The 19,643-nt window shown below is 60.0% G+C and carries 16 protein-coding genes and 1 tRNA gene; 11 read left to right on the forward strand and 6 right to left on the reverse strand.

What is annotated here, in order from left to right:
- Positions 1-40: 40 nt before the first annotated feature.
- The 8 genes from tssK (at position 41) to CLV41_RS18715 (ending at position 12,548) form a co-directional block, all read left to right on the forward strand.
- Positions 41-1,375 carry a type VI secretion system baseplate subunit TssK gene (gene tssK, locus CLV41_RS18680; protein ID WP_103223953.1) on the forward strand — a complete coding sequence of 445 codons (1,335 nt, stop codon included), beginning with the start codon at positions 41-43 and terminating at the stop codon, positions 1,373-1,375.
- Positions 1,375-2,964, forward strand: coding sequence for a type IVB secretion system protein IcmH/DotU (icmH, locus tag CLV41_RS18685; RefSeq protein WP_103223954.1), 1,590 nt, complete (start codon positions 1,375-1,377; stop codon positions 2,962-2,964). The genes tssK and icmH overlap by 1 nt, the downstream gene beginning before the upstream one ends.
- Before the next feature lie 38 nt (positions 2,965-3,002).
- On the forward strand, positions 3,003-6,656 hold the full coding sequence (gene tssM / locus CLV41_RS18690; protein WP_103223955.1) for a type VI secretion system membrane subunit TssM: 3,654 nt from the start codon (positions 3,003-3,005) through the stop codon (positions 6,654-6,656).
- Between the two features lie 429 nt (positions 6,657-7,085).
- Complete coding sequence (gene tagF / locus CLV41_RS18695; RefSeq protein ID WP_103223956.1) at positions 7,086-7,781, forward strand: type VI secretion system-associated protein TagF; 696 nt, start codon at positions 7,086-7,088, stop codon at positions 7,779-7,781.
- On the forward strand, positions 7,778-8,545 hold the full coding sequence (locus tag CLV41_RS18700) for a PP2C family protein-serine/threonine phosphatase (RefSeq protein ID WP_103223957.1): 768 nt from the start codon (positions 7,778-7,780) through the stop codon (positions 8,543-8,545). The genes tagF and CLV41_RS18700 overlap by 4 nt, the downstream gene beginning before the upstream one ends.
- Entirely contained in the window at positions 8,542-10,467 is a 1,926-nt protein-coding gene (locus tag CLV41_RS18705) for a serine/threonine protein kinase (protein WP_103223958.1), read from the forward strand. Before CLV41_RS18700 ends, CLV41_RS18705 begins: the two co-directional genes overlap by 4 nt.
- Positions 10,468-10,500: 33 nt before the next feature.
- Positions 10,501-10,923 (forward strand): ExbD/TolR family protein, encoded by a 423-nt coding sequence (locus CLV41_RS18710; RefSeq protein ID WP_103223959.1) that lies wholly within the window; start codon positions 10,501-10,503, stop codon positions 10,921-10,923.
- Positions 10,920-12,548 carry a hypothetical protein gene (locus CLV41_RS18715; protein ID WP_103223960.1) on the forward strand — a complete coding sequence of 543 codons (1,629 nt, stop codon included), beginning with the start codon at positions 10,920-10,922 and terminating at the stop codon, positions 12,546-12,548. Before CLV41_RS18710 ends, CLV41_RS18715 begins: the two co-directional genes overlap by 4 nt.
- 11 nt (positions 12,549-12,559) lie before the next feature.
- Here the strand turns inward: CLV41_RS18715 and CLV41_RS18720 are convergent, their stop codons facing one another.
- The 3 genes from CLV41_RS18720 to CLV41_RS18730 form a co-directional block, all read right to left on the reverse strand.
- The gene (locus tag CLV41_RS18720; protein WP_103223961.1) at positions 12,560-13,243 is read right to left on the reverse strand and encodes a MotA/TolQ/ExbB proton channel family protein; all 684 of its coding nucleotides are present in this window, start codon (positions 13,241-13,243) and stop codon (positions 12,560-12,562) included.
- A 51-nt stretch (positions 13,244-13,294) separates the two neighbouring features.
- Positions 13,295-13,726 (reverse strand): hypothetical protein, encoded by a 432-nt coding sequence (locus CLV41_RS18725; RefSeq protein WP_103223962.1) that lies wholly within the window; start codon positions 13,724-13,726, stop codon positions 13,295-13,297.
- A 70-nt stretch (positions 13,727-13,796) separates the two neighbouring features.
- Positions 13,797-14,249: a DUF1036 domain-containing protein gene (locus tag CLV41_RS18730; protein ID WP_103223963.1), complete on the reverse strand. Its 453-nt coding sequence runs from the start codon at positions 14,247-14,249 to the stop codon at positions 13,797-13,799.
- A gap of 188 nt (positions 14,250-14,437) precedes the next feature.
- Here CLV41_RS18730 and CLV41_RS18735 point away from each other — a divergent pair, with 188 nt between their 5' ends.
- The gene (locus tag CLV41_RS18735) at positions 14,438-14,860 is read left to right on the forward strand and encodes an ExbD/TolR family protein (protein WP_103224152.1); all 423 of its coding nucleotides are present in this window, start codon (positions 14,438-14,440) and stop codon (positions 14,858-14,860) included.
- Positions 14,861-15,130: 270 nt separating this feature from the next.
- Here CLV41_RS18735 and CLV41_RS18740 read toward each other — a convergent pair whose 3' ends face one another.
- Entirely contained in the window at positions 15,131-16,669 is a 1,539-nt protein-coding gene (locus CLV41_RS18740; RefSeq protein WP_103223964.1) for a caspase family protein, read from the reverse strand.
- Positions 16,670-17,158: 489 nt separating this feature from the next.
- On the opposite strand from CLV41_RS18740, the gene CLV41_RS18745 reads away from it, so the two are divergent.
- Positions 17,159-18,013: a hypothetical protein gene (locus tag CLV41_RS18745; RefSeq protein ID WP_103223965.1), complete on the forward strand. Its 855-nt coding sequence runs from the start codon at positions 17,159-17,161 to the stop codon at positions 18,011-18,013.
- Positions 18,014-18,063: 50 nt separating this feature from the next.
- Here the strand turns inward: CLV41_RS18745 and CLV41_RS18750 are convergent.
- Both CLV41_RS18750 and CLV41_RS18755 read right to left on the reverse strand, forming a co-directional pair.
- A tRNA-Glu gene (locus CLV41_RS18750) sits at positions 18,064-18,139 on the reverse strand.
- 125 nt (positions 18,140-18,264) lie between these two features.
- Positions 18,265-18,705 carry a VOC family protein gene (locus CLV41_RS18755; protein WP_103223966.1) on the reverse strand — a complete coding sequence of 147 codons (441 nt, stop codon included), beginning with the start codon at positions 18,703-18,705 and terminating at the stop codon, positions 18,265-18,267.
- Positions 18,706-18,758: 53 nt separating this feature from the next.
- Here CLV41_RS18755 and CLV41_RS18760 point away from each other — a divergent pair, with 53 nt between their 5' ends.
- Positions 18,759-19,553 carry an SIR2 family NAD-dependent protein deacylase gene (locus CLV41_RS18760; RefSeq protein ID WP_103223967.1) on the forward strand — a complete coding sequence of 265 codons (795 nt, stop codon included), beginning with the start codon at positions 18,759-18,761 and terminating at the stop codon, positions 19,551-19,553.
- The last annotated feature ends 90 nt before the right edge of the window (positions 19,554-19,643 follow it).

Consider the following 19,643-nt stretch of genomic DNA (forward strand, 5'->3'; position numbering starts at 1 on the left):
GAGCGCTACGGCGTTCCGTATGTCAAGGAGCAGTGCCTGAATGTCGTGGTATAGCAAGGTCGCATGGACCGAAGGACTGTTTTTGAGGCCGCACCACCTCCAGCAGAGCGACCGCTATGCGGAGCATCTGCTCGACGAGCGGGTCAGGCTTGCTTCGTCCTATCCCTGGGGCTTCGCCGATTTCGAGATCGATCAGGATGTCGGCCAGCAATGCCGCTTTGCGCTGCGTCACGGCCGGGGCATCTTTCCGGACGGCACGGTTTTCAACTTCCCGGCGGACGGCACGCCGCCGCCTGCGATCGATGTTCCCGAGGACGCCGCCGGCCAGATCGTCTGGCTCGGCATACCCGAGACGACGGTCAACGCGGTGGAAGTGTCGAACGGGCGCGAGGACGCGGCAACCCGCTATATTCAGGGCCGCGAGACCATCATCGATTCCACCTCCGCAATCCGTCAGGAAGAGGAAATCGATGTCGCCCATCCGCGGCTTATGTATTCCATCCGCGCGACACCGCACCCCGGACAGGTCTGCCTGCCGGTTGCCCGGATTACCGAAATCAAGGACCGTATCATCATCACGGATGGCGCTTTCGCTCCGCCGGTCCTGGCGTGCCACGTGCATCCCGTTGTAACCGGCTGGGTCGATTCCGTGATTGGCTGGGTCGAACGCAAACTCAGCGAACTGGCCCGCTATGCGGCCGATACCTCCGCCGGCGGCGGCTTGCAGAACTTCGATTACCTGACGCTGCAATTGCTCAACCGGACCCATCCGCTGCTGATGCATCTGCGCAAGTCCGCCTATGTGCATCCCGAGCGCGTCTATTCGGAGTTTCTGCAGCTCGCCGGAGAACTGGCCACCTTCGCCACGGATGAACGCCGCGCGCGCAATTATCCGGTCTACGATCACGACAAGCTGCATGACATCTTCAAGCCGGTGCTGGCGGATATCCAGGCGTTCCTGTCCGCGGGATACGACCGCCGCGCGATCCGCCTGCCGCTGGAGCAACTGGCGCCGAACGCCTTCAAGTCGACGATCGTCGACCGCAATCTGTTCTCGCAGGCAGGTTTCGTGATCGAGGTGGCCGCCCGCCGTCCGCTGAGCGAAATTCAGACCGAATTCCCCCGGCTCTTCAAGGTCGGTCCTTTCGGGCAGATGCGCCAGATCGTCTATTCAAACCTGCCGGGCATTCCCCTGATCCATATGCCGGTGCCGCCGGCGCAGATCCGCGCCCTGACGGACAGGGTCTATTTCAGGCTCGACAAGACAACGCCGCTGTGGCGCGAATTCAGTCAGGATTCGGCGATCGGGCTTCAGTTCTCAGGCAACTGGCCGGAACTGCAGCTTGAATTCTACGCCATCCGGGAGGGACGCTGATGCCGGACAATGACGATCCCTTTGGCGTTTCCAAGCGCAAGGGCAAAACCATCGTCCGGCCAAACCCCGGCGGTCGGTGGAGTGAAACGCAGCCCGGCGCGACCCCGCCCCAGGCACCGGTGCCGCCACAGGGCGCGCCGGGACATCCGCCGCAGCCGCAGCGCCCGGCCAGCGCACCGGACCCGTGGCAGGGTGGCCCCGGAACCGGGGCGGATCCCTATGCGCCGACGCCTGCCGGCTACGAATACGGCCAGCAGCAGGCGCCCGACCTCAGGACGCCGCCGCCCGGTCCGCAATCACCGCCACCCCCGCACGGCGCCGGAGCGCCCGGGCCGTCCGCGCCGCAGGGGGCCGGGCAACTGGCCCAGACGCCGGACATCAATCAGATCCGCGTCGCCAACCGCAATCCGATTTCCCGTGCCGCGGCGCCGTTGCTTTTGCTGCTGGGGCGCTTGCACCTGACCATGACGGACGCGCAGTTCGATGCCCTGATGCGCGATGTCTACAGCTCCATCAAGACCTTCGAGAAGGACCTGCGCAGCGCCGGCATCACAGACGATCAGATCCGCTCGGCCGCCTACGCGCTTTGCGCCACGTCGGACGATATCGTTCAGAACATGCCTTCGGCCGGCCGGCATCAATGGACGCAATATTCCATGCTGACGCAGTTCTTCGGGCAGGCAACCGGCGGCGTCGAGTTCTTCCAGCTTCTGGAAAAGGCAAAGCAGGATCCGGGCCGGAACTTCGGCGTTCTGGAGGTGATGCATGCCTGTCTGTCGCTTGGGTTTTACGGCAAATACAGGGCCATTCAGGGCGGACAGCAAGGGCTCGAGCGCGAACGGCGGGACCTGCACGAAATTCTCAGGCGTGTCCGTCCCCGGCCGGGAGACGATCTGTCTCCCCATTGGCGCGGCCTGGAACTCCTGCAGAGGCGGACCGGTTTTTCCGTTCCGATCTGGTCGGTTGCGGCTGTCGCGGGCGCCTTGCTGCTCGGCGGTTACGTGACGTTGATGCTGCTGTTGTCCAGTGGCAGCGAAGTCCTGGCAAGCCGGGCCGCAGCCCTTTATCCGAACGGACCGGTCGAAATGGCGCGCGAAGGCTATCAGCCCAAGCCGCCACCGCCGCCGGCACCGCCCGAAGATGCCGCGATCGACACGGTTTCGCAAAGGCTCGCGGGTCTGGACGGGCTTGAAATCTCGCAGGCGGGTCCTGCTATCATGCTACGCATGCGGGCCCAGTTCGACGTTGCTGCGGCCACTTTGAGGCCGGAATTCCAGCTTCTTGTCGAACAGGTGGCGCAGACTCTCGGTGACGTGAACGGGGAAATTCTCGTCGTCGGTCATACCGACAGCGATCCGATCCGCAACAATCCGCGCTTTCCAAGTAACTGGCACCTGTCCGTCGAGCGGGCGAAGTCCGTGGCGGCCGTGATGGACGCCATCCTCCAGGCACCTGGCCGGGTACAGGTGGAAGGGCGCGGTGCGGATGAGCCGATCGCGGCCAATACCAGCCGGGAAGGCAAGGCGCTCAACCGCCGTGTCGAAGTCTTCCTGAAGCCGCCGACACAAGGGCTGGTGATCAACAACTAAAGGTCAACGCCGGTCAACCGCAGAACAAGGCACTATCGATGAAATTCTGGCTTGGAATATCGGCAATTCTGATTGGCATTCTCGCCCTCATTGCCTTGATCTGGTTCGGCGGACCGTTCCTGGCGATTGCCGGCGTGCGCCCGTTTGAGCCGCTTTGGGTGCGGCTGCTTCTGTCATTGTTCATTCTTCTGACGATCGGCGGCTGGGCCGGCTACCGAATCTACAGACGCATTGCCGCCAACCGGGCGCTCGAGCAGGAAATCCTGCAGCCGAAAGCCAGCGACGAGGATAAGGAGATCCTGTCCGAGCGCATGAAGGATGCGCTGAAGACCCTGAAAACCGCGAGCGGTGGCGGCCGGACCTATCTCTATGATCTTCCCTGGTATCTGATGATCGGACCGCCGGGGGCCGGAAAGACGACCGCCCTGGTCCATTCGGGGCTGAAATTCGCCAATTCTCGCGGCAAGGGCGAGGCGCAGAAACTGGAAGGGCTCGGCGGCACCCGCTATTGCGACTGGTGGTTCGCGGAAAATGCGGTTCTGATCGATACGGCGGGACGCTACACCACTCAGGATTCCGATGCAGAGCATGACCGGGAAGGCTGGCTGGGGTTCCTCAAGATGCTGCGCAAGGCGCGGCCGCGCCAGCCGGTGAACGGCGTCATGGTGTCGATCAGCCTTGAAGACCTCATGACCCTATCCGAAGAGGAACTGAAGCTTCATACGGACGCCATCAGGTCCCGGCTGATCGAACTCTACAAAACCCTGAAGATCGATTTTCCGGTCTATGTGATCTTCACCAAGGCGGACACGGTCGCCGGTTTCATGGAGTTTTTCGGCTCCTATCCGGAGAGCCGGCGCAATCTGGTGTGGGGCGCAACCTTCCAGACGCGGGAAAAGACCAAGAACATGGTCTCCGAAGTGCCCGCGGAATTCGATCTTCTCATCGAACGGCTGAATGAGGAGATGGCCGACAGGCTGCAGGAGGAGCCGGACCCGCGGGCGCGTTTGATGCTCTACGGCTTTCCCACGCAGGTAGCCGCGCTCAGGGACCGGATGACCGGTTTCCTGAACGCCATTTTCGAGCCAAGCCGCTACTACCCGAATGCGGTCCTGCGCGGATTTTATTTCACCTCCGGCACGCAGACAGGAACGGCGATCGACCGGGTCATCGGCTCCATGAGCCAGGCCTTCGGGACCGCCTATCAGGCGGCCGCCTTGTCCGGACAGGGAAAGAGCTATTTTCTCCGCGATCTGCTGACCAAGGTGATCATCGGGGAAGCGGGCTGGGTCACCCACAACCGCCAGGCGGTGCGAATGGCAACGGCCGCGCGGATCGGCGCTTATGCGGCGATCGCGCTTGTCACGCTTGGCCTGGGCACTCTGTGGACGGTCAGCTATCTCAACAACCGGGCCCTGATCGATGAAACCGCCAAGGCGGTGGCCGCCGTGCGCGCCGAAGGCGAGGGAGTTCTGGACCAGCGCGTGGTGCGTGACGACAACTTGCGTGACACCACTTATATCCTCTCGTTGCTGCGCGCGCTGCCTGCCGGGTATGACAGCCGCAACAATCCGACCCCATTCATGGAGCAATTCGGTCTCAGCCAGCGCGAACGCCTCGAGGCGGCGGGCGTGACGTCCTACCGCAGCGGACTGGAGCGTCTGCTGCGCCCGCGTCTGCTTCTCAGGATTGAAGAGCAGATGACCGACGTGCTCGACAACCGGACGGGGCCGGGCGGTCAGGACATCGACGATCTCTACAACCTGACCAAGCTCTACCGCATGGTCGCCGGCGATGCGCCGGAGATCGACAAGGTCCAGATCAAGAACTCCTTCCGGGCGGATTTCCTCCAGAGTTTCCCCGGGCCCCAGGGAGAAGTCCTGCGCAACGAGCTCAATTCCCATGTCGAGGCCATGCTGGACCTGGATTTCGGCGGCAACGTTCTGACAAGCCAGCTCGACGGAGTTCTGGTCGCCGAAGTGCAGCGCGAACTCGCCCGGGTCAGCGTTGCGGAGCGCGGTTACGCCCTGCTGAAATCCCGGGCCAAAGGCCTGGCGAGCGAGGACTGGATTGCCGAACAGCGCGGCGGTCCGGATATGGAAACCGTCTTCGAGACCGAAAACGGCGATACTCTGGATACGGTTGCCGTAGACAAATTCTATACCTATCCGGGCTTCCATCTGACTGTCCTGCCGAACCTCGCCGGTATCAGGGAAGAACTTCAACGCGACAACTGGGTTTTCGGCGATATCGGCGAAGCCGACGCCTTTGCCGATCAGTACCAGACATTGCCGGGGGAAATCCTGACCCTCTATACGAGGGACTTCAACGCAGCCTGGGAAGAGGCGCTCGGCAACCTCAAGTTCAAATCGATGCGGGATGACAAGCCGCTCTATACGGCGCTGCAGGCGGTTTCCGCTCCGACATCGCCTGTCGTCCAGATTCTGGAAAGCATCCGCCGGGAAACGCTGCTCACACAGGATCTGTCGAGTGACGGCATTGCCGGGATTGCCTCGGGAGGTAGCGCTCAGGACGCCGGTAGCGAAGCGGCTCAGAAGGTCTTCCAGCGCTATGTGCTCGATTCCTCCGGTGGACTGAAACGCATCGGCCTTGAGGCCGGGATCAAGGCGCTGGCGCCGAACGGTGTTTCCGGTGCACTCGGCGCGGTGTCGGGCGGCGGCGGACCGGAGATCATCCCAGGCAAGGCGATCGAGGATCATTTCCGCCCCTATCACGTGCTGGTGGAAGGTGAAAACAGCCGCAAGATCGACGCGCTGCTGGTCAACTTCAAGAACATCCTCGACAATCTCCTGGTGGTTGCCAACAACCCGCTGCAGAGCGAGACGGCAAACTCCAACGTCCAGATCCAGGCTTCCCTCCTCAGGAGCAACGCCACGCGGTTTCCCAATCCTTTCGACAAGCTGGTCCTGCAGGCGGCCAAGGAATTCGACGAGGAATTCAAGGAGACTTCGATCACGCAGCTCAATGAAAAGCTGAAGTCGCAGGTCGTGGGGCAATGCCAGGGCATCGTCGGCCGGAACTTTCCCTTCACCAACGGGCGGTCCGAAGTTCCGATGACGGAATTCGCCAAGCTGTTCTCGCCTGGCGGCATCATGCAGCGGTTCTTCGACGAAAACCTGAAACCCCTGGTCGATACCTCGGCGAAACCCTGGACGTGGAAGCCTGAAGTCTCGCAGTCGGACCGGCTGTCCAACGCCACCCTGCGCCAGTTCGAGCGCGCGGACCTGATCAAGCAGGCATTCTTTCCAACCGGAAACGCCTTTCCCTCCGTCGGTCTTCAGGTGGTCCCGCGCGCCTTGTCGCAACAGGCGGATGCCGCGAGCCTGGAAGTGAACGGCAACCTGGTTCTGGTCACGCGCGGACCCGGCTTCAACGCGGAGATCGAACCGCTTCCCGCGAGTTTCGACTGGCCGAGCAACACTGCGACGCCGAGGGTCGTTCTGGTGATTCAGCCGGAAGTTCCCGGATACAGGTCGCGGCAGGAAATCCACGGCGACTGGGCCTTCTACCGCTTCATCAAGTCAAATCGGGTGAGCTCCGATCCGAACAAATTCGTTGTCCGCGAAACGCTTGGCGGCCGGCAGGTTGCATTCACGATCACGCTGCGGTCGAAACCCAATCCGTTCTTCCTGTCGGCTGTCGGGGATTTCAGCTGTCCGACGAGTTTCTAGGGTCTGTGGACAATAAGGATTTGGTCGAGGTTTGGATGCAAAACGCCCAGTTCAAGAAGCAAGGTCGCAGGAAGGGTGTTCCCTTTCAAGACATTGGGACGCCGAAATGGGCGTTTTGCATCCAAATCTCTTCGAGATGCGGCGGATTTCGGTCCCGACTGCGTCGGAAAGTCCTTGTGGTGGGGGGCACCACTGCGGACTTTCCTCCTGTTCGGACACCGAAATCCGGCTCGCGCCGCGACCCAAACCTAATTGTCCACAGACCCTAGAGCGCTTTTGAGAAACACGGAGCATTTGATGGAGTTAACTCAGCTTATCACCAAGGCGCGGCGCGCAGTGCGATGCGGCGCATCGGACAAACGTCGCAACGACGGAGATGGGCTGATTTGGCCCACCGAAGGCGCTTGTTTCCTAAAAGTGCTCTAGGCCATGGCATGCGGATCGGGTGGCAGCGGTTATTTTGGCAAATTGCCGGCGCGGGCGGACTTTGTGACCGGCGCGTGCCCGACCGGATTTTTGAAGCTGTGGGAGCCGTTTCTGATCAAGGGGCTCGCGCAGTCGCGGCTGGACCTGAAGGATACCTGGGAGGAGGCCTACATGACCATGCCGGTATGGCAATTCTGGATGAAACCTGCAAACGGCGGCAAATTTGAGGGCGCGGTGGCAGGTGCGGTCATGCCGAGCGTGGACCGGGTCGGTCGAAAATTTCCCCTGACGGTGGTCGCTCCGGTCAGCTCCGCGGGGGGCAACGGAGTGCGCCCGGCCGGTGACTGGTACGAGACAGTTGAAGCGATCCTGCTGCAAACGCTGCGGGAAGATGCCGATCTGGGCGGTTTCCAGGAGGCGGTGGCCGATCTCGAGCTTCCTGTGCCCGCTCTGATGGACGGCACGCCCGACGGGACACCCGACCTTGCTGCGATGGAGGAAACCGGGGCCTGGGTCAGTTCCGGTTTCCGTTGCCGGGCGGGGGACCGCGAATATGCGTTCACCTGTTCCGGCCTTCCGCACGCAAATGCCTTCCGCTGGCTTATCCTGCCGGAAGCCTATGGCGGCGGGGCCGCTGAAGAACAGGAAGGGGCAGCGACATCTCGTGGGCTGTATCATCCGGAGGACAGTCGGACATGATCGGGAAAATACAGGAAGCCCTTCGCGGATATGCGGTCGGGATCACACACACCGGACGGGTGCGGGAAGAAAACCAGGACACCTATTTCGTTGATGAAAGCAAAGGCATTTTTGCGGTCATGGACGGGGCGGGGGGGCTCAGCGGTGGGGCAATTGCTTCCGGACTGGTCAAACAGGCGCTTTTCAACGTCACCCTGCCGCGCAGCGCCGAGGATCTGCTGGAACAATTCGAGAGCCGCGTGATCGTCGCAAAGGACCGGATAGAAAGTGCGGTCGCCAAGGCGGAAGGCGGTCAGATGGGGACGACTATAGCCGCACTTTTGACCTACGATTCCAATTTCGCCTGTATCTGGGCGGGTGACAGCCGGGTTTACCGGTTCCGCAACGGCCAACTGGAGCAGTTGACGACGGATCATACCGAAGCCCAGGAGCTGGTGGATCAGAACGTTCTGACCGAGGAGGAGGCGAAGACATTCGCGCGGCGTCATGTCATAACCCGGGCGATCGGTTCCGGTCTGGATCTGGAGCTGGAAATGGTGTCCGGCAATCTCCTGCCGGGTGACCGGTTTTTGTTATGTTCGGATGGATTGACCGGACATCTGGACGATACCGTGATCGGCACTTTCCTGATGAACGGCGCGCCGAACGCGGCAGCGCAATGCCTGATAAAAGGGGCGCTCGATGGCGGCGGTTCGGACAACGTGACCGTGGTGATCGTGGATATTGACCGCATTTCCGCGGCTGAAGGAGCTACCGACAGATGAGCCCTGCTCAAAATTTGCTGCCGAAAGGAACGAGGCTCAACAATCTCTACGAGATTGAAGAGCATATCGCCGACGGTGGCATTGGAACTGTGTACCGGGCAAGGGATGTGGAAAGCGGCGACCCTGTCGCCATCAAGGTGCTTTTGGGGAGTTTCGCCAGAGACCCCATGATCCTCGATCTTTTCAAGCGCGAAGCCAAGATCCTGCGGAAGCTGAAGCATGATGCGCTGACCCAGTATTTTGTCTTTGCCAAGGAGCCGACGCTCGGCATCTATTATCTGGCCATGGAATTCGTCGGCGGTCCGTCGCTGAGCAAACGGATCGAAGCCGGCCCCCTGGAACCGGAGGCCGTTTACCGTCTCCTCCACAGGGTCGCGTCCGCGCTTCAGGCCGTTCACGACCGGGAAGTCATCCACCGCGACCTTTCGCCGGACAATATTATTCTTCAGAACGGCGACGTCGGTCAGGCCAAGATCATCGATTTCGGTATTTCCAGGGCAAATACCGGCGGCCCGACGATCATCGGCGATGGTTTCGCCGGCAAGGTGAATTACGTTTCCCCCGAGCAGGTCGGTATCTTCGACGGCAAGGTCACGCCACGCAGCGATATCTATTCGCTCGGTCTCGTTCTCGCCGAGGCGCTGACAGGCAAACACATCGACATGGGCGGCACCCAGGTGCAGATCGTCGAAAAACGCCGGCAATTGCCCGCGCTGGACGGGATCGACACGCGTTTCCGGCCGCTGCTGGAGGCGATGCTGCAACCCGATCCCGCCAACCGGCCCGCATCCATGGCTGAAGTCGCCGAATGGACGCTGGGTGCGCCGATGACGCGGCGCGTTCAGGAAGCGACAATTATCCGGCCTTCCGGACCGCCGCCGGAACAATCCACACTCGACCAGACACCCCCGCCGGTCAGATGGGGGCGCCGCATCCTCGTTGCCGTATCTCTCCTGGGCTTTGCGGGGCTGGGCGCCGGGGGCGTCTATTTTCTAGCCGGCCAGTCGGTGCCGGACCTGGAAGACAGACCGGTTCTGGTGGCAGCCCCGCGCGAAAACGCTCCGGCAGCTCCGGTTCAGCCGGGCAGCCAGTCAGCCGCGGCGGACCAGGAGCAGACCGGTACGGAAAATACCGGCTTACCCGATATCCCCGCCAAACTGGTTTCCAAAGAACCGGCAACCGGAGATCCGTCAATTGGGCTTTCGGGATTAGCAGGCAACGAGCAGCCGCAGGAACCCGGCGAGCAGGTAACCAATATCGCGCCGCCGGCACCTCTTGCTAAGGAGGAACCGCTGGAGGTCGTGAAACCGGAAGATCGTATCCGGAACTTCGTCCGCGGCTATCAGGCCGGTGACTGCATGTATCTGCAGCCGGTGGAGATCGCCAGCCGGTCCGCGGAAATCGAGGGATTTGCCTCGCGTACGCCGCCGTTCATCAGTTTCGACAGCGATTTCACCCAAAGTCAGGGGTTCGAGGCGAAGATCCAGGTCAATCTGGTCAGCGATGCGCAATGTCCGGCGATCGCTTTCCTGAGAGCGACCCCTCAGGGGGGCGCGAAGACCAAACTTTACCTGGATATGCAGCGCACCGTCATTCCGAACGGCGAAAACATGGCCGGGCGGATCTCCGGATATGATCCGGCGACCGGCGATCTCGGTCTGCTCTATATTTCCAGCAATGGAGAAGTCGCCAATCTGTCTCCCTATATTCAGACCGACGATGGCGGCGCGGGTTTCGTGGTTCCGCTCAGCCTCACGGCCTCGTCGGAGGAAACCGGACTGGTCATTGCAATGGTGGGACCGGATATCGCTTCGATACTTCGAAACCGGAGCGAGAAACAGGCAAAGCCGTTCTTTGAAAGCCTGTCTCAGGATGTTCCTGTCTTGCGGGCGACGGCAACGACGATAAAAGTCGTGCCGTGAACAGGGGACGGGTGATCGTGATACGGTCGTGAAATGAAGCGGTATACGAAACCCATCCATTTGCCCCAGGCCATGGCGCACAGGTCAGCCGACAGCTCGCTGGCGCTGATCAATGTGGTTTTTCTGCTGCTGGTGTTTCTTCTGGTCGCCGGAACCTTGAAACCTACGCTGCCGGAGGACTTCGCCTGGGCGGAAACCTCGTCCGGCTCGGGAACCGGCAGCATTCAGGGCAGCCTCGTTCTGGCTCGGACCGGGGAGGTGTGGTTTGAGGGAGAGCGCCTGGACACCGCGCAACTTGAGACATTTTTGGCAGATGTCTCTGAAAAGACGGACAAATTGGCGGTCCAGGTCGACAAGCGCGCGAAAATGGAAGCGGTCGCGGCCCTCGCGGACACGCTCAGGGCGAACGGCATCACACATCTTACGCTGGTAACGGTCGAGGCGGATCGGCGGTGAGCGCGGCGCTTTACAATGAGGACGGTCAGTGGGGAATCCCGGGTTTCTTGTGGCCGGCGGTTCTCGGCATCTCGGTCGCCATCCATATTTCGGTCCTGATCTATGGTTTGCCCGATATGTCCTTCGGGCCGGACGAGCCGACGCCGCCACATGAGACCGAAGTCATCATCGAGAGCGGCGGACTGACGTTCGCGCCTGTGCAGGCGATCGAGAGCGCGCCTTCGCAATCGGCGGTTCCCTCCGTGGCGCCAGTCGTTTCTCCTTCAGAACCGCCGCAACCGGTTTCTTCGCAAACAGTTGTTACCGCCCGGCCGGTGCAGGGACAAACCTTGCGGCTGGCGAACGCAGAAGCGTCCAGGCCCGATATTCCACGACCTTCCACGGTTCAGGTTTCGCAGGCTGCCGATGCCGCGAAGACCCAGGAAATACCGGTGATCGCAGCGCCGGTCACGCCGGCAAAGCAGCCACAAAATCTTGCGGTTCGTCCGGTCGAACCGGTAACGGCTTCCGCTCAACAGGTGAAAAACCTGGAGCCGAGCCTCGTCGTGAGCGCTGTTCAGGCTCCATCCGGCGGTCTGATCGCTCAGCCAACCGTTTCGACGGTTACGCCTGCCGTGTCACTTATCACTCCGGTAGCGGGTCCGGAGTCCGGAGCGGTTGCCGTGACACAGATTACGAATGTGGTGGTATCACCACCCCAGACGGTCGCATCGTCGGCTGTCCCTGGAACAGATGAGACATCCGTCAGTAAAGCCGGTGCTCCTTCCGCCGTTGTTCAGGTTGAAAGCGGAACGGCTCAGGCCGTCAAACCTGTGGAACAGCAAATCGCGGCGCTCCGCCCGGCCGAGGAGGAGGTGACGGCCATAGCACCGTCCCGACCCGAAACGTCCACTGTGCCGGCAGCGTCGCAGGCATCGGATCCGGCCCAGGGTGTTGCGCCGGTCGAAGTCGCGAGCATCGATCCCCTGGCAAAGGTCTCCGGCTATGTCGCCAGCTACGACCCGGGTGAATGCTCCCATCTGACGGTCACGTCGGCCGGTGCGCACAGTGCGGCAGTGACCGCCTATGGCGCGGGTATTGCCCCGTTTGCCGTGTTCGATCAGCGTTTTGCCGCCGATCAGGGTTATGAGGCGAAAATCGAGGTTCGGCTGGTGACCCGCCAGCAATGCGCCCTCCTGGATGCGCTTGGTCTGTCGGAAGGGATTGAGGCGGCCGGGCTTGTGGAACTGGACAGGACCATCGTTCTCAGCGGAACGAATGTATCCGGGGTTGTTCAGAGGGACTTGCCGCTGGACCGGATCGCCGCGGCGCAAGCGGCAGGCGTTCCCTTGAGTGGGATTGGCTCGCCGGAACTCTACCTGATTGACGATGGCGGGCAGATCCACGACGGCCGGGGTTATATCCTGCCGGCATCCAATGCTGTGACGGCGGGCGGATGGCGTTTTTCGGTGCCTGTCACGCTTTTGTCCAAACAGGAAAGCGAGACCGCGCTGGTGCTCGCCATCTGGAACCGGCCGGAGGCCAGCCAGCCTGCCCGGTTCGCAAATCTTCCCGCGGGACGGATCGCCGAGGTCCTCGCGGCGCCGGGGGTCTATTCCCTGACGGCTTTCAAGGTATCGCGTTAAACAGAAATTCGTCAGGAAGCTGCGGGGTTCGGGTTTAGCGCGCTTCCTGATCCGGCGGTGAATACGCCTGTCAGCAGCACTTCGATCGCGGCCCGTTCCTTTTCCAGCCGGGTTTCGAACCAGGTCACGGCCACGGAAACCGGTATGGCGACGGCAAGACCGCAGGCGGTCGTGAGCAGCGCGACCCAGATGCCGCCCGCCAGAGTGGCGGGATTGGCCGCGGCGCCGGACTCCTGCAATGTCTGAAATGTCTCGATCATGCCCAGAACGGTACCGAAAAGGCCAAGCAACGGCGAGATCTGGGTGACCAGATCAAGGGCCTTCAACCAGCTCGCCAGACCGAACAGCCGGTCTGCCGCCCGCGCGGAAATTTCTTCTCTCAGACGTTCTTCGCGGATGTCCCTCTCCTGGGAAGACAAGGCCTGCTGGTCCAGCATTTGAATGGCGTCCATGGCGTTTCGCACCAGAGCGGCGGACAGCGAGCGGTCCTTGAGCAGGTTCTGGGAGGCTTTGCTCCTCTCGCCCGTACGCCACTGGGCGACGGCGCGCCGGACCTGGCCGTGACGCCCGACACGGGCGTTTGAAAACTGGAACACCTTGGCAAAGATCACCGCGAGCGCGGCCACGGATATTCCCAGAAGCACGAGGACAACCGGGCCTCCAAGTTCCAGCAAAGAAGAAGATGTCTCAACCATGCAACCGATGTTTCCTTATTCGCCCGGACGCGGGATGTTCAATTCCCGGGTTCAGTCCCCGAATTCAATCGGCGTTCGGTTCTTCAGATCGAGAAGATCGGGACAATAAACATCGGTTATGGCTGGCGGGACGCAATTCAGGACATCGTTGATGTGGAGACGGGAAAGGCTTTCACAGGATTTTCCGGCGAGATCGAACTGCAGAACCTTGGTTTTACCGGCGGAAATCCGTGAGAAATCAAGACGCAGGAACTGGTCCACCAGACCATCGGTATTGAAGGCGACCATTTCCAGGCCAAGTTGGTCGATCGGCCGTTGCAGACCGTTCGTGGCAATGATCGACAGGCGGCAACCGCCGTCCTGGGTCGCCTGGACGTGATTGAGCTCAAGCCCGATCTTGCCGGTTACTTCCTGGGCCTGGGCGGATGCCGCGAACGCGGCGGACAAAAATCCAACCAGAACAAATCGTATTGAAAAATGCATTTATTTCCCCCGAATATATGCTTTGAACAGAATAAATACCCCGGCGAAAGCCGGCTTCTGGCAATCTGTATCAGTCATATGACAGCAGCACCGTCCAGTCTTGCGCTCCTTCGGTCTCGATCTGGAAAAAATCCGCTTCGATCAGCCCCCGCTGCCAGCACTGGTCACCGTCATACAAAACGAATTTTTCTTCCCGAATGCAAAGGGTAATGTCTCCGCCAAGACGGCTTTCGCTAAATCCGTCAGCGACATGAAGATAGTAGCGCCTGCTTGTGAGCGCTTCCTGGAGAATCTGGCTGCAGGCATTGGAAGTGATGGTCCACCAGCCTTCGGTCCGCACGCCTTCATCTGTTTCGTAACCGATGGCGACATTCACCAGGTCAACGGACCCGTTGCAGACCCGCAGGCCGGCTTCAGCAACGCTCGGGAAGGCCAGAAAGGCGCATACGGCCAAAATCCCGGCTGTGGTGTTCCGCCGGGTTCGCTGATCCTTGTTGCGTTTTTTCAAAAGCGGTGCCCGCATTCTCAAGCTGACCTGATTTTCTTCCTGTGAAACACGCTAAGGAAATGAAATCCCCCGGTCAATTTCCCATTGCGGTATCCCGCCTTCATCAGGAAGCGGATAAGTTGACGTGGAGATTGCAGCAAGGGCAAACTGCGTGACAGTGGGGTGAAACGGCCTTGCGGACATGCATCTCAAAGGTCGAGCTGATGATTTCAATCCGGACACCGCTTGGAAAACGCAGACGCATTCCGCTGACGCCGCTGATCGACGTGATCTTCATTCTGGTGATGTTTTTTCTTCTCTCATCGAGTTTTGGCATATGGCGGCCATTGGAGGTTTCACTCGGCGGCGAGAGGGCGGGCGAAAGCGTCTCCCAGCCGCCTGAAGCCGCGCCATCGATCCTGATTCTTGCACGTCCGCATCAGGAATCGGGCGTACTGAGGCTTACCGTGAACGGTTTGGAGCTGGAACTGGATGAACTGGCCGATGAGCTGGACAGACTGGCCGGCCTTGGCGCGGTGGGAGCGATCCTTATACCGGCGGGCGGAACGGGCTTTCAGGAGGTCGTGCGCATTTTGGACGAAGCAAGGTCCTCGCGAATAAAAAGGGTAAGCCTGAAACTGGACTGACAGACGCCGGGCAGGCGCTGCTTAGAGTGTGTTGCGTTTAAGCGGATTAATGGATTCAGGAAGACGCCCGAGGCAGCGTTTGCTTTGCAAATGCGTTCGGGCGATTTCCTGAATTCAATTTAACGCAACATGCTTGTCTTATGATTTTTTCGGCTCGCAAGCGCAATGTGAGCCTGTGCCGGCCACTCTAATTTTTGAAAAAGCCTGCCTCGTGAAACTGAAAAAGCCCGGCGGTATGCCGGGCTTTTTAGTATTAGTTTCCGGTTCGCCTCAGCGTCCGATGGCACCACCGATAATGCCGCCGACGACACCGCCGAGAAAGGCGGCGCCGGCCGGGTTCATTGACCCGCCGTTGTTTTTCGCGCGGCTCTTGGTGGTTGAAGTCTTGCGCGTGCTCGCGGCGCTGCGGGAGGCCGCGGCTGCCTGTTGCTTGCGTTGCAGTTCAGCCGCATAGGCTGTGTACTGGACTGCGGTCTGGGTGGTCAGAAACGCATATTGCGCAGCCGTGAAATAGCCCGTTGGGACGATGCCGTTCTGGGTTTGCCAGGCGGCGACACCGGCACGGGTCTTCGGACCGAAGGCCCCGTCCGGATTCCCGACATTGTGACCCGAGAGGTTCAGCCGGGCCTGGACTTCCCGCCGAGCGGTCCGGTTCCAGCCAAGGCTGTCTTCGGTCGCCTGGGTGCCCGGAATCGCCTTTTGCGGATCCGGCAGGGTGGCAACTATTCCGGTCCCGGTCTGCGGAGCAGTCCCCGCCGGGTTCAAGGAAGCAACCTGCGACTGGGATTCAAGACGCTTGATCGAGTTACGTGCAAACCCGGCAAACGTGCCGTTCGGATAGGTTTCCAGATAGGACTTGTAATCGGCAACGTTGTTGCTGTCTTTCACCGTTTCCCAGACCAGCTTTTCCCGTTCCCAGGAGATAGTGTTCTGAGTGGCCGTATTGACCGCCGCCTGATTGACGGCGGGAGCCTGCGGGGTCGTGGTCGCAGTGTTCCCGAGAGAGGCGACTTCGGTCGTCGGCGCGGCGGCTACTGCCTGCTTGTTCAGAAAGACCTCGCCGATCAGGGACGCATTCACCCAGGGGCGCTGGCGTTTTTCCGTTTCGTCAAAGACGTCGCCGGTCACGCGGGTCATCACGGTCTGGATCGAGACGTTCGGTGTGTCGATATGCCGGATGAGGGCGGATGTGAACGGCGAATTGGCACCTTCGCCGTCAAGAGCGACGTCGCCGGGGCTTGTCGCGAAAGCAATAACGGAGCCTTCGCCGCCGGTTTCCTGCACCTTGATTTCAGCAAGGCCAGCTCCGACGTTGCCCGAACGGCTGGGTCCCATGCGGCGGGCCAGTGTCCGTGCCAGCGGATTGTCGCGGCAGGCATCCAGGAACACCATCTGCACTTTCACGTCCTTGGACATCTGGCGCAGGATGAAGTCGACGGAGATCGTTTCGAAATCGAGCGACGTTTCGTCTTCGATTTTGGCGTCGATCGGAACCAGCAGGTTCTGGCCGCCGATCTGCATGCCGTGTCCGGCATAAAACAGAAGGGCGATTTCGGCGCCGTAGGCTTTCTTGGCGAATTCCATGACGGTCCGGCGCATATCGCTGTAGGTCTGGTCCTGACCTGCAACGACATCAAATCCGAGGCCGCGCAACTTGGTCGCCATCAGTTCGGCGTCGTTGGCCGGATTGGGAAGTTGTACCGTATGCTCGTAGGCGCCGTTGCCGATAACCAGGGCAATGCGCTTGGCCAGTGCCGGGGCCGTTCCTGCAATCACGATTGCCAGCACGGCGATCATTCGTATGAACATGTCCTGTCCTCTCGTCGATCAATGTTGCCAGTCGGTTCGACCGATCTTCACTCGAGGCCTTTAGTCCTCTTGGGAAAAGGATATACCCCGGGCGGCGTAATGTTTCTGTAATACGCGTCACAGGAACCTGAATCTGCGAAACCTGCCCCAATGACCAAATAAAAACGGCCCGGTGCGAGCCAGTTGGTTGTTAAAATTCAAAGCTACGAGCACATTATATCCAATTGATCACGGGAATGCCACAATTGACGTCGCGTTTCAGGTTTCTTTTCGCCTTTGATTAAAGGGTGCCTGCGTAGTTTCACTGAATTCAGGGTGAATTTGCAGGTTCTGCGAAACTTTTACGATGTGGTGGCAGCAAGCCGGGGCGGGGCGTGTGATCGAAATCACATCCTGATACCGCAAGAACCTGCTAAATTCACGCCATTCACGCGAAGACATTTTAACGCGGATTTTAAATCAACCTGCTTTCAAACGAGGAGGCTTTCCATGGCTGGGAAAGCGGATATTCTCAAACATATGCGGTCGGGACACATTGGTGTGTTTCAGTCCGCGTCAAGACTTTACAATGTTGCAATTCTTGTCCGGCGCACGAACACCGCGTCCCTTCAGCATATCGGGGAAAGTCATGCGGTGCCCAAGAGGCTCGACTGCAAGGCCAAGACGGCGGATTTCGATGTCGTTCCCAGGGGAAGCAGGGTGCCGGCGGCCCGAAGGGGATGTCTCGCCGGTCTGGTGGTCGATCCGGGACTGGTTGGAGAGGGCGCCTATTCCGGTGGAAAATACGTCAAGGCACTGGAGGCCTGGCGTCTCTTTTCAAATCTCTTGCGGCCTGAAATGGCCTCTTGCGAAAAGCAGAAACAATTCACTTATGTTCCGGGCGGCGGACAGTATTTCGTCGAACGCGATCCGGAGGACCCCTATTACGGCTGCGTGAAATTCACCTCAAGTTCGCTGATCACCGCCGGAAAATGCATTCACGGCGATTTCGACCTTTATGGGATCGTCGATATGGACGCGCCGGACCGGATCGTTCGCGTCAGGGAGGAAAGGCTTGGCGAGACCCATGCGCGTTCGCCGAAGTTTCTCGATGTTCAGAATTTCGTCAACAGCCGGATAGGTGCCGCCATGGTTTTGCACGGATCCCAGGAGACTTACGCTTGCGGACATGAAGACGATGATCTGGATGTGTTCTTTCCGGACGGCCGGGTGGAATATGCCGGTCCGACAGCCGCGAAGATCGCCGCATTCTATCAGCGCGAATTTCCGGGCCGGACATTGTTCCGCAAGGACGATCCCGCACAAAAGATCATCGGCCGCTACGTTTCGCCAGCCACCGGCTGAATTCCGCAAAGACCGGCTTGAGTTTCGGATGGTTGATTTTTTCGGGGAATTGGTACGCCCAACGGGACTCGAACCCGTGTTTCCGCCGTGAAAGGGCAGCGTCCTAGACCGCTAGACGATGGGCGCGCGGCCGACGCGGTTGCGTCGTGGGGAGGCTTATAGGCGGGAAATTAGTTGCCCGCAAGAGCCAATGCGACAATTTTTTGCAAGCCCGGATATCCGGACTTGCCACTGTTGAAAACCGCCTGGTTTCACCACTCGCCGGTATTCGGCATGGATGCCCAGGGTTCTTTGATTTCAAGTGCTTCGCCTTTTTGAAGCAGCTCGAAGGAAATGTTGTCCGGCGAACGAACGAACGCCATGCGGCCTTCGCGCGGCGGGCGGTTGATCGTCACCCCCTGGTTCTGCAGTTTTTCGCAGAACTCATAGATATTATCGACTTCATAGGCGAGATGCCCGAAATTGCGGCCGCCGGAATATTCCTCCGGATCCCAGTTATAGGTCAGTTCAAGCAGGGGAGCCGAGTTGGCTTTGCCCGCGTCCACATCGTCGGAGCCGGCCAGGAAGATCAGGGTAAAGCGGCCCTTTTCGCTCTCGTGGCGGCGGATTTCCTGCATGCCCATCTTGTTGCAATAAAAATCCAGGGAATCTTCAATGTTGGTTACACGAACCATGGTGTGCAAATAACGCATGTCCTATCCTTTTCCTCGATCGAGGGAATTTGCGGAGCCTGCCTGACCTGACCATGACTTTCATCACCAGCCTGCCGGAAGCCCGGCACTTTGTGGCACAATTTCATGGAGGTGCCTACCGGCAGATTGTGGCTTTGACCGGAGCGGGCATTTCGACGGAATCCGGGATACCGGATTTCCGTTCGCCGGGTGGCATATGGTCCACACGACATCCGGTTCAATACCAGGACTTTTTGGCATTCGAGGAGAGCCGCCTGGAGGATTGGGAACGGCGGTTCGAGATGATGGATTTCTTCTCCAGGGCAGTCCCGAATGCAGCGCACATGGCGCTTGTCGTTCTGGCTCGTTCCGGCTTTCTGAAACGCCTCGTCACACAGAATGTCGACGGATTGCATCAGGCCTCGGGATTTCCGCAGGACTGTCTGACCGAGATACACGGTAATTCGACTTATGCCACATGCCTGTCCTGCGGCGGGAGGGCGGAGCTGGAGGCGCAAAGGCCGTGTGTGGAGGCCGGCCGCAGCCCGGTCTGCGACCGTTGCGGCGGCTATCTGAAGGCAGCCGTGATCAGTTTCGGCCAGGAGATGCCGGAAAGAGAACTGCGCGTGGCCGCCGTGGCAACGCAGGACTGCGACCTGTTTCTGGTGCTCGGCTCTTCCCTTGTCGTCCAACCTGCGGCCTGTCTGCCCGCTCTGGCCGTTCAGAACGGAGCTGAACTTGTGATTCTGAACGCTCAGGAAACGCCGCTCGATTCGCTGGCGTCAACTGTCATTCGCACGCCTCTGGCTCAAACGTTTGTGAATTTTGGCGAAGAATTGGCGCAAATGACGCAAATGGTCTGTGGTTAGTCCCACAATTTCTCTTCTCGCAATAATACGCAATGTTATCCTTTTGCCAGAAATAGGCTGAAGGGTGAGTCGTTAATTGCCTACCAGCCA

Origin of the sequence: Roseibium marinum, from assembly GCF_002906165.1 — a bacterium.
Lineage (GTDB): Bacteria > Pseudomonadota > Alphaproteobacteria > Rhizobiales > Stappiaceae > Roseibium > Roseibium marinum.

Excerpts from the sequence above, each read along its gene's own strand:
- tssK (WP_103223953.1), top strand. The coding sequence starts at position 41 with ATGTCGTGGTATAGCAAGGTCGCATGGACCGAAGGACTGTTTTTGAGG.
- icmH (WP_103223954.1), top strand. The coding sequence starts at position 1,375 with ATGCCGGACAATGACGATCCCTTTGGCGTTTCCAAGCGCAAGGGCAAA.
- tssM (WP_103223955.1), top strand. The coding sequence starts at position 3,003 with ATGAAATTCTGGCTTGGAATATCGGCAATTCTGATTGGCATTCTCGCC.
- tagF (WP_103223956.1), top strand. The coding sequence starts at position 7,086 with ATGGCATGCGGATCGGGTGGCAGCGGTTATTTTGGCAAATTGCCGGCG.
- CLV41_RS18700 (WP_103223957.1), top strand. The coding sequence starts at position 7,778 with ATGATCGGGAAAATACAGGAAGCCCTTCGCGGATATGCGGTCGGGATC.
- CLV41_RS18705 (WP_103223958.1), top strand. The coding sequence starts at position 8,542 with ATGAGCCCTGCTCAAAATTTGCTGCCGAAAGGAACGAGGCTCAACAAT.
- CLV41_RS18710 (WP_103223959.1), top strand. The coding sequence starts at position 10,501 with ATGAAGCGGTATACGAAACCCATCCATTTGCCCCAGGCCATGGCGCAC.
- CLV41_RS18720 (WP_103223961.1), bottom strand. The coding sequence starts at position 13,243 with ATGGTTGAGACATCTTCTTCTTTGCTGGAACTTGGAGGCCCGGTTGTC.
- CLV41_RS18725 (WP_103223962.1), bottom strand. The coding sequence starts at position 13,726 with ATGCATTTTTCAATACGATTTGTTCTGGTTGGATTTTTGTCCGCCGCG.
- CLV41_RS18730 (WP_103223963.1), bottom strand. The coding sequence starts at position 14,249 with ATGCGGGCACCGCTTTTGAAAAAACGCAACAAGGATCAGCGAACCCGG.
- CLV41_RS18735 (WP_103224152.1), top strand. The coding sequence starts at position 14,438 with ATGATTTCAATCCGGACACCGCTTGGAAAACGCAGACGCATTCCGCTG.
- CLV41_RS18740 (WP_103223964.1), bottom strand. The coding sequence starts at position 16,669 with ATGTTCATACGAATGATCGCCGTGCTGGCAATCGTGATTGCAGGAACG.
- CLV41_RS18745 (WP_103223965.1), top strand. The coding sequence starts at position 17,159 with ATGGCTGGGAAAGCGGATATTCTCAAACATATGCGGTCGGGACACATT.
- CLV41_RS18755 (WP_103223966.1), bottom strand. The coding sequence starts at position 18,705 with ATGCGTTATTTGCACACCATGGTTCGTGTAACCAACATTGAAGATTCC.
- CLV41_RS18760 (WP_103223967.1), top strand. The coding sequence starts at position 18,759 with ATGACTTTCATCACCAGCCTGCCGGAAGCCCGGCACTTTGTGGCACAA.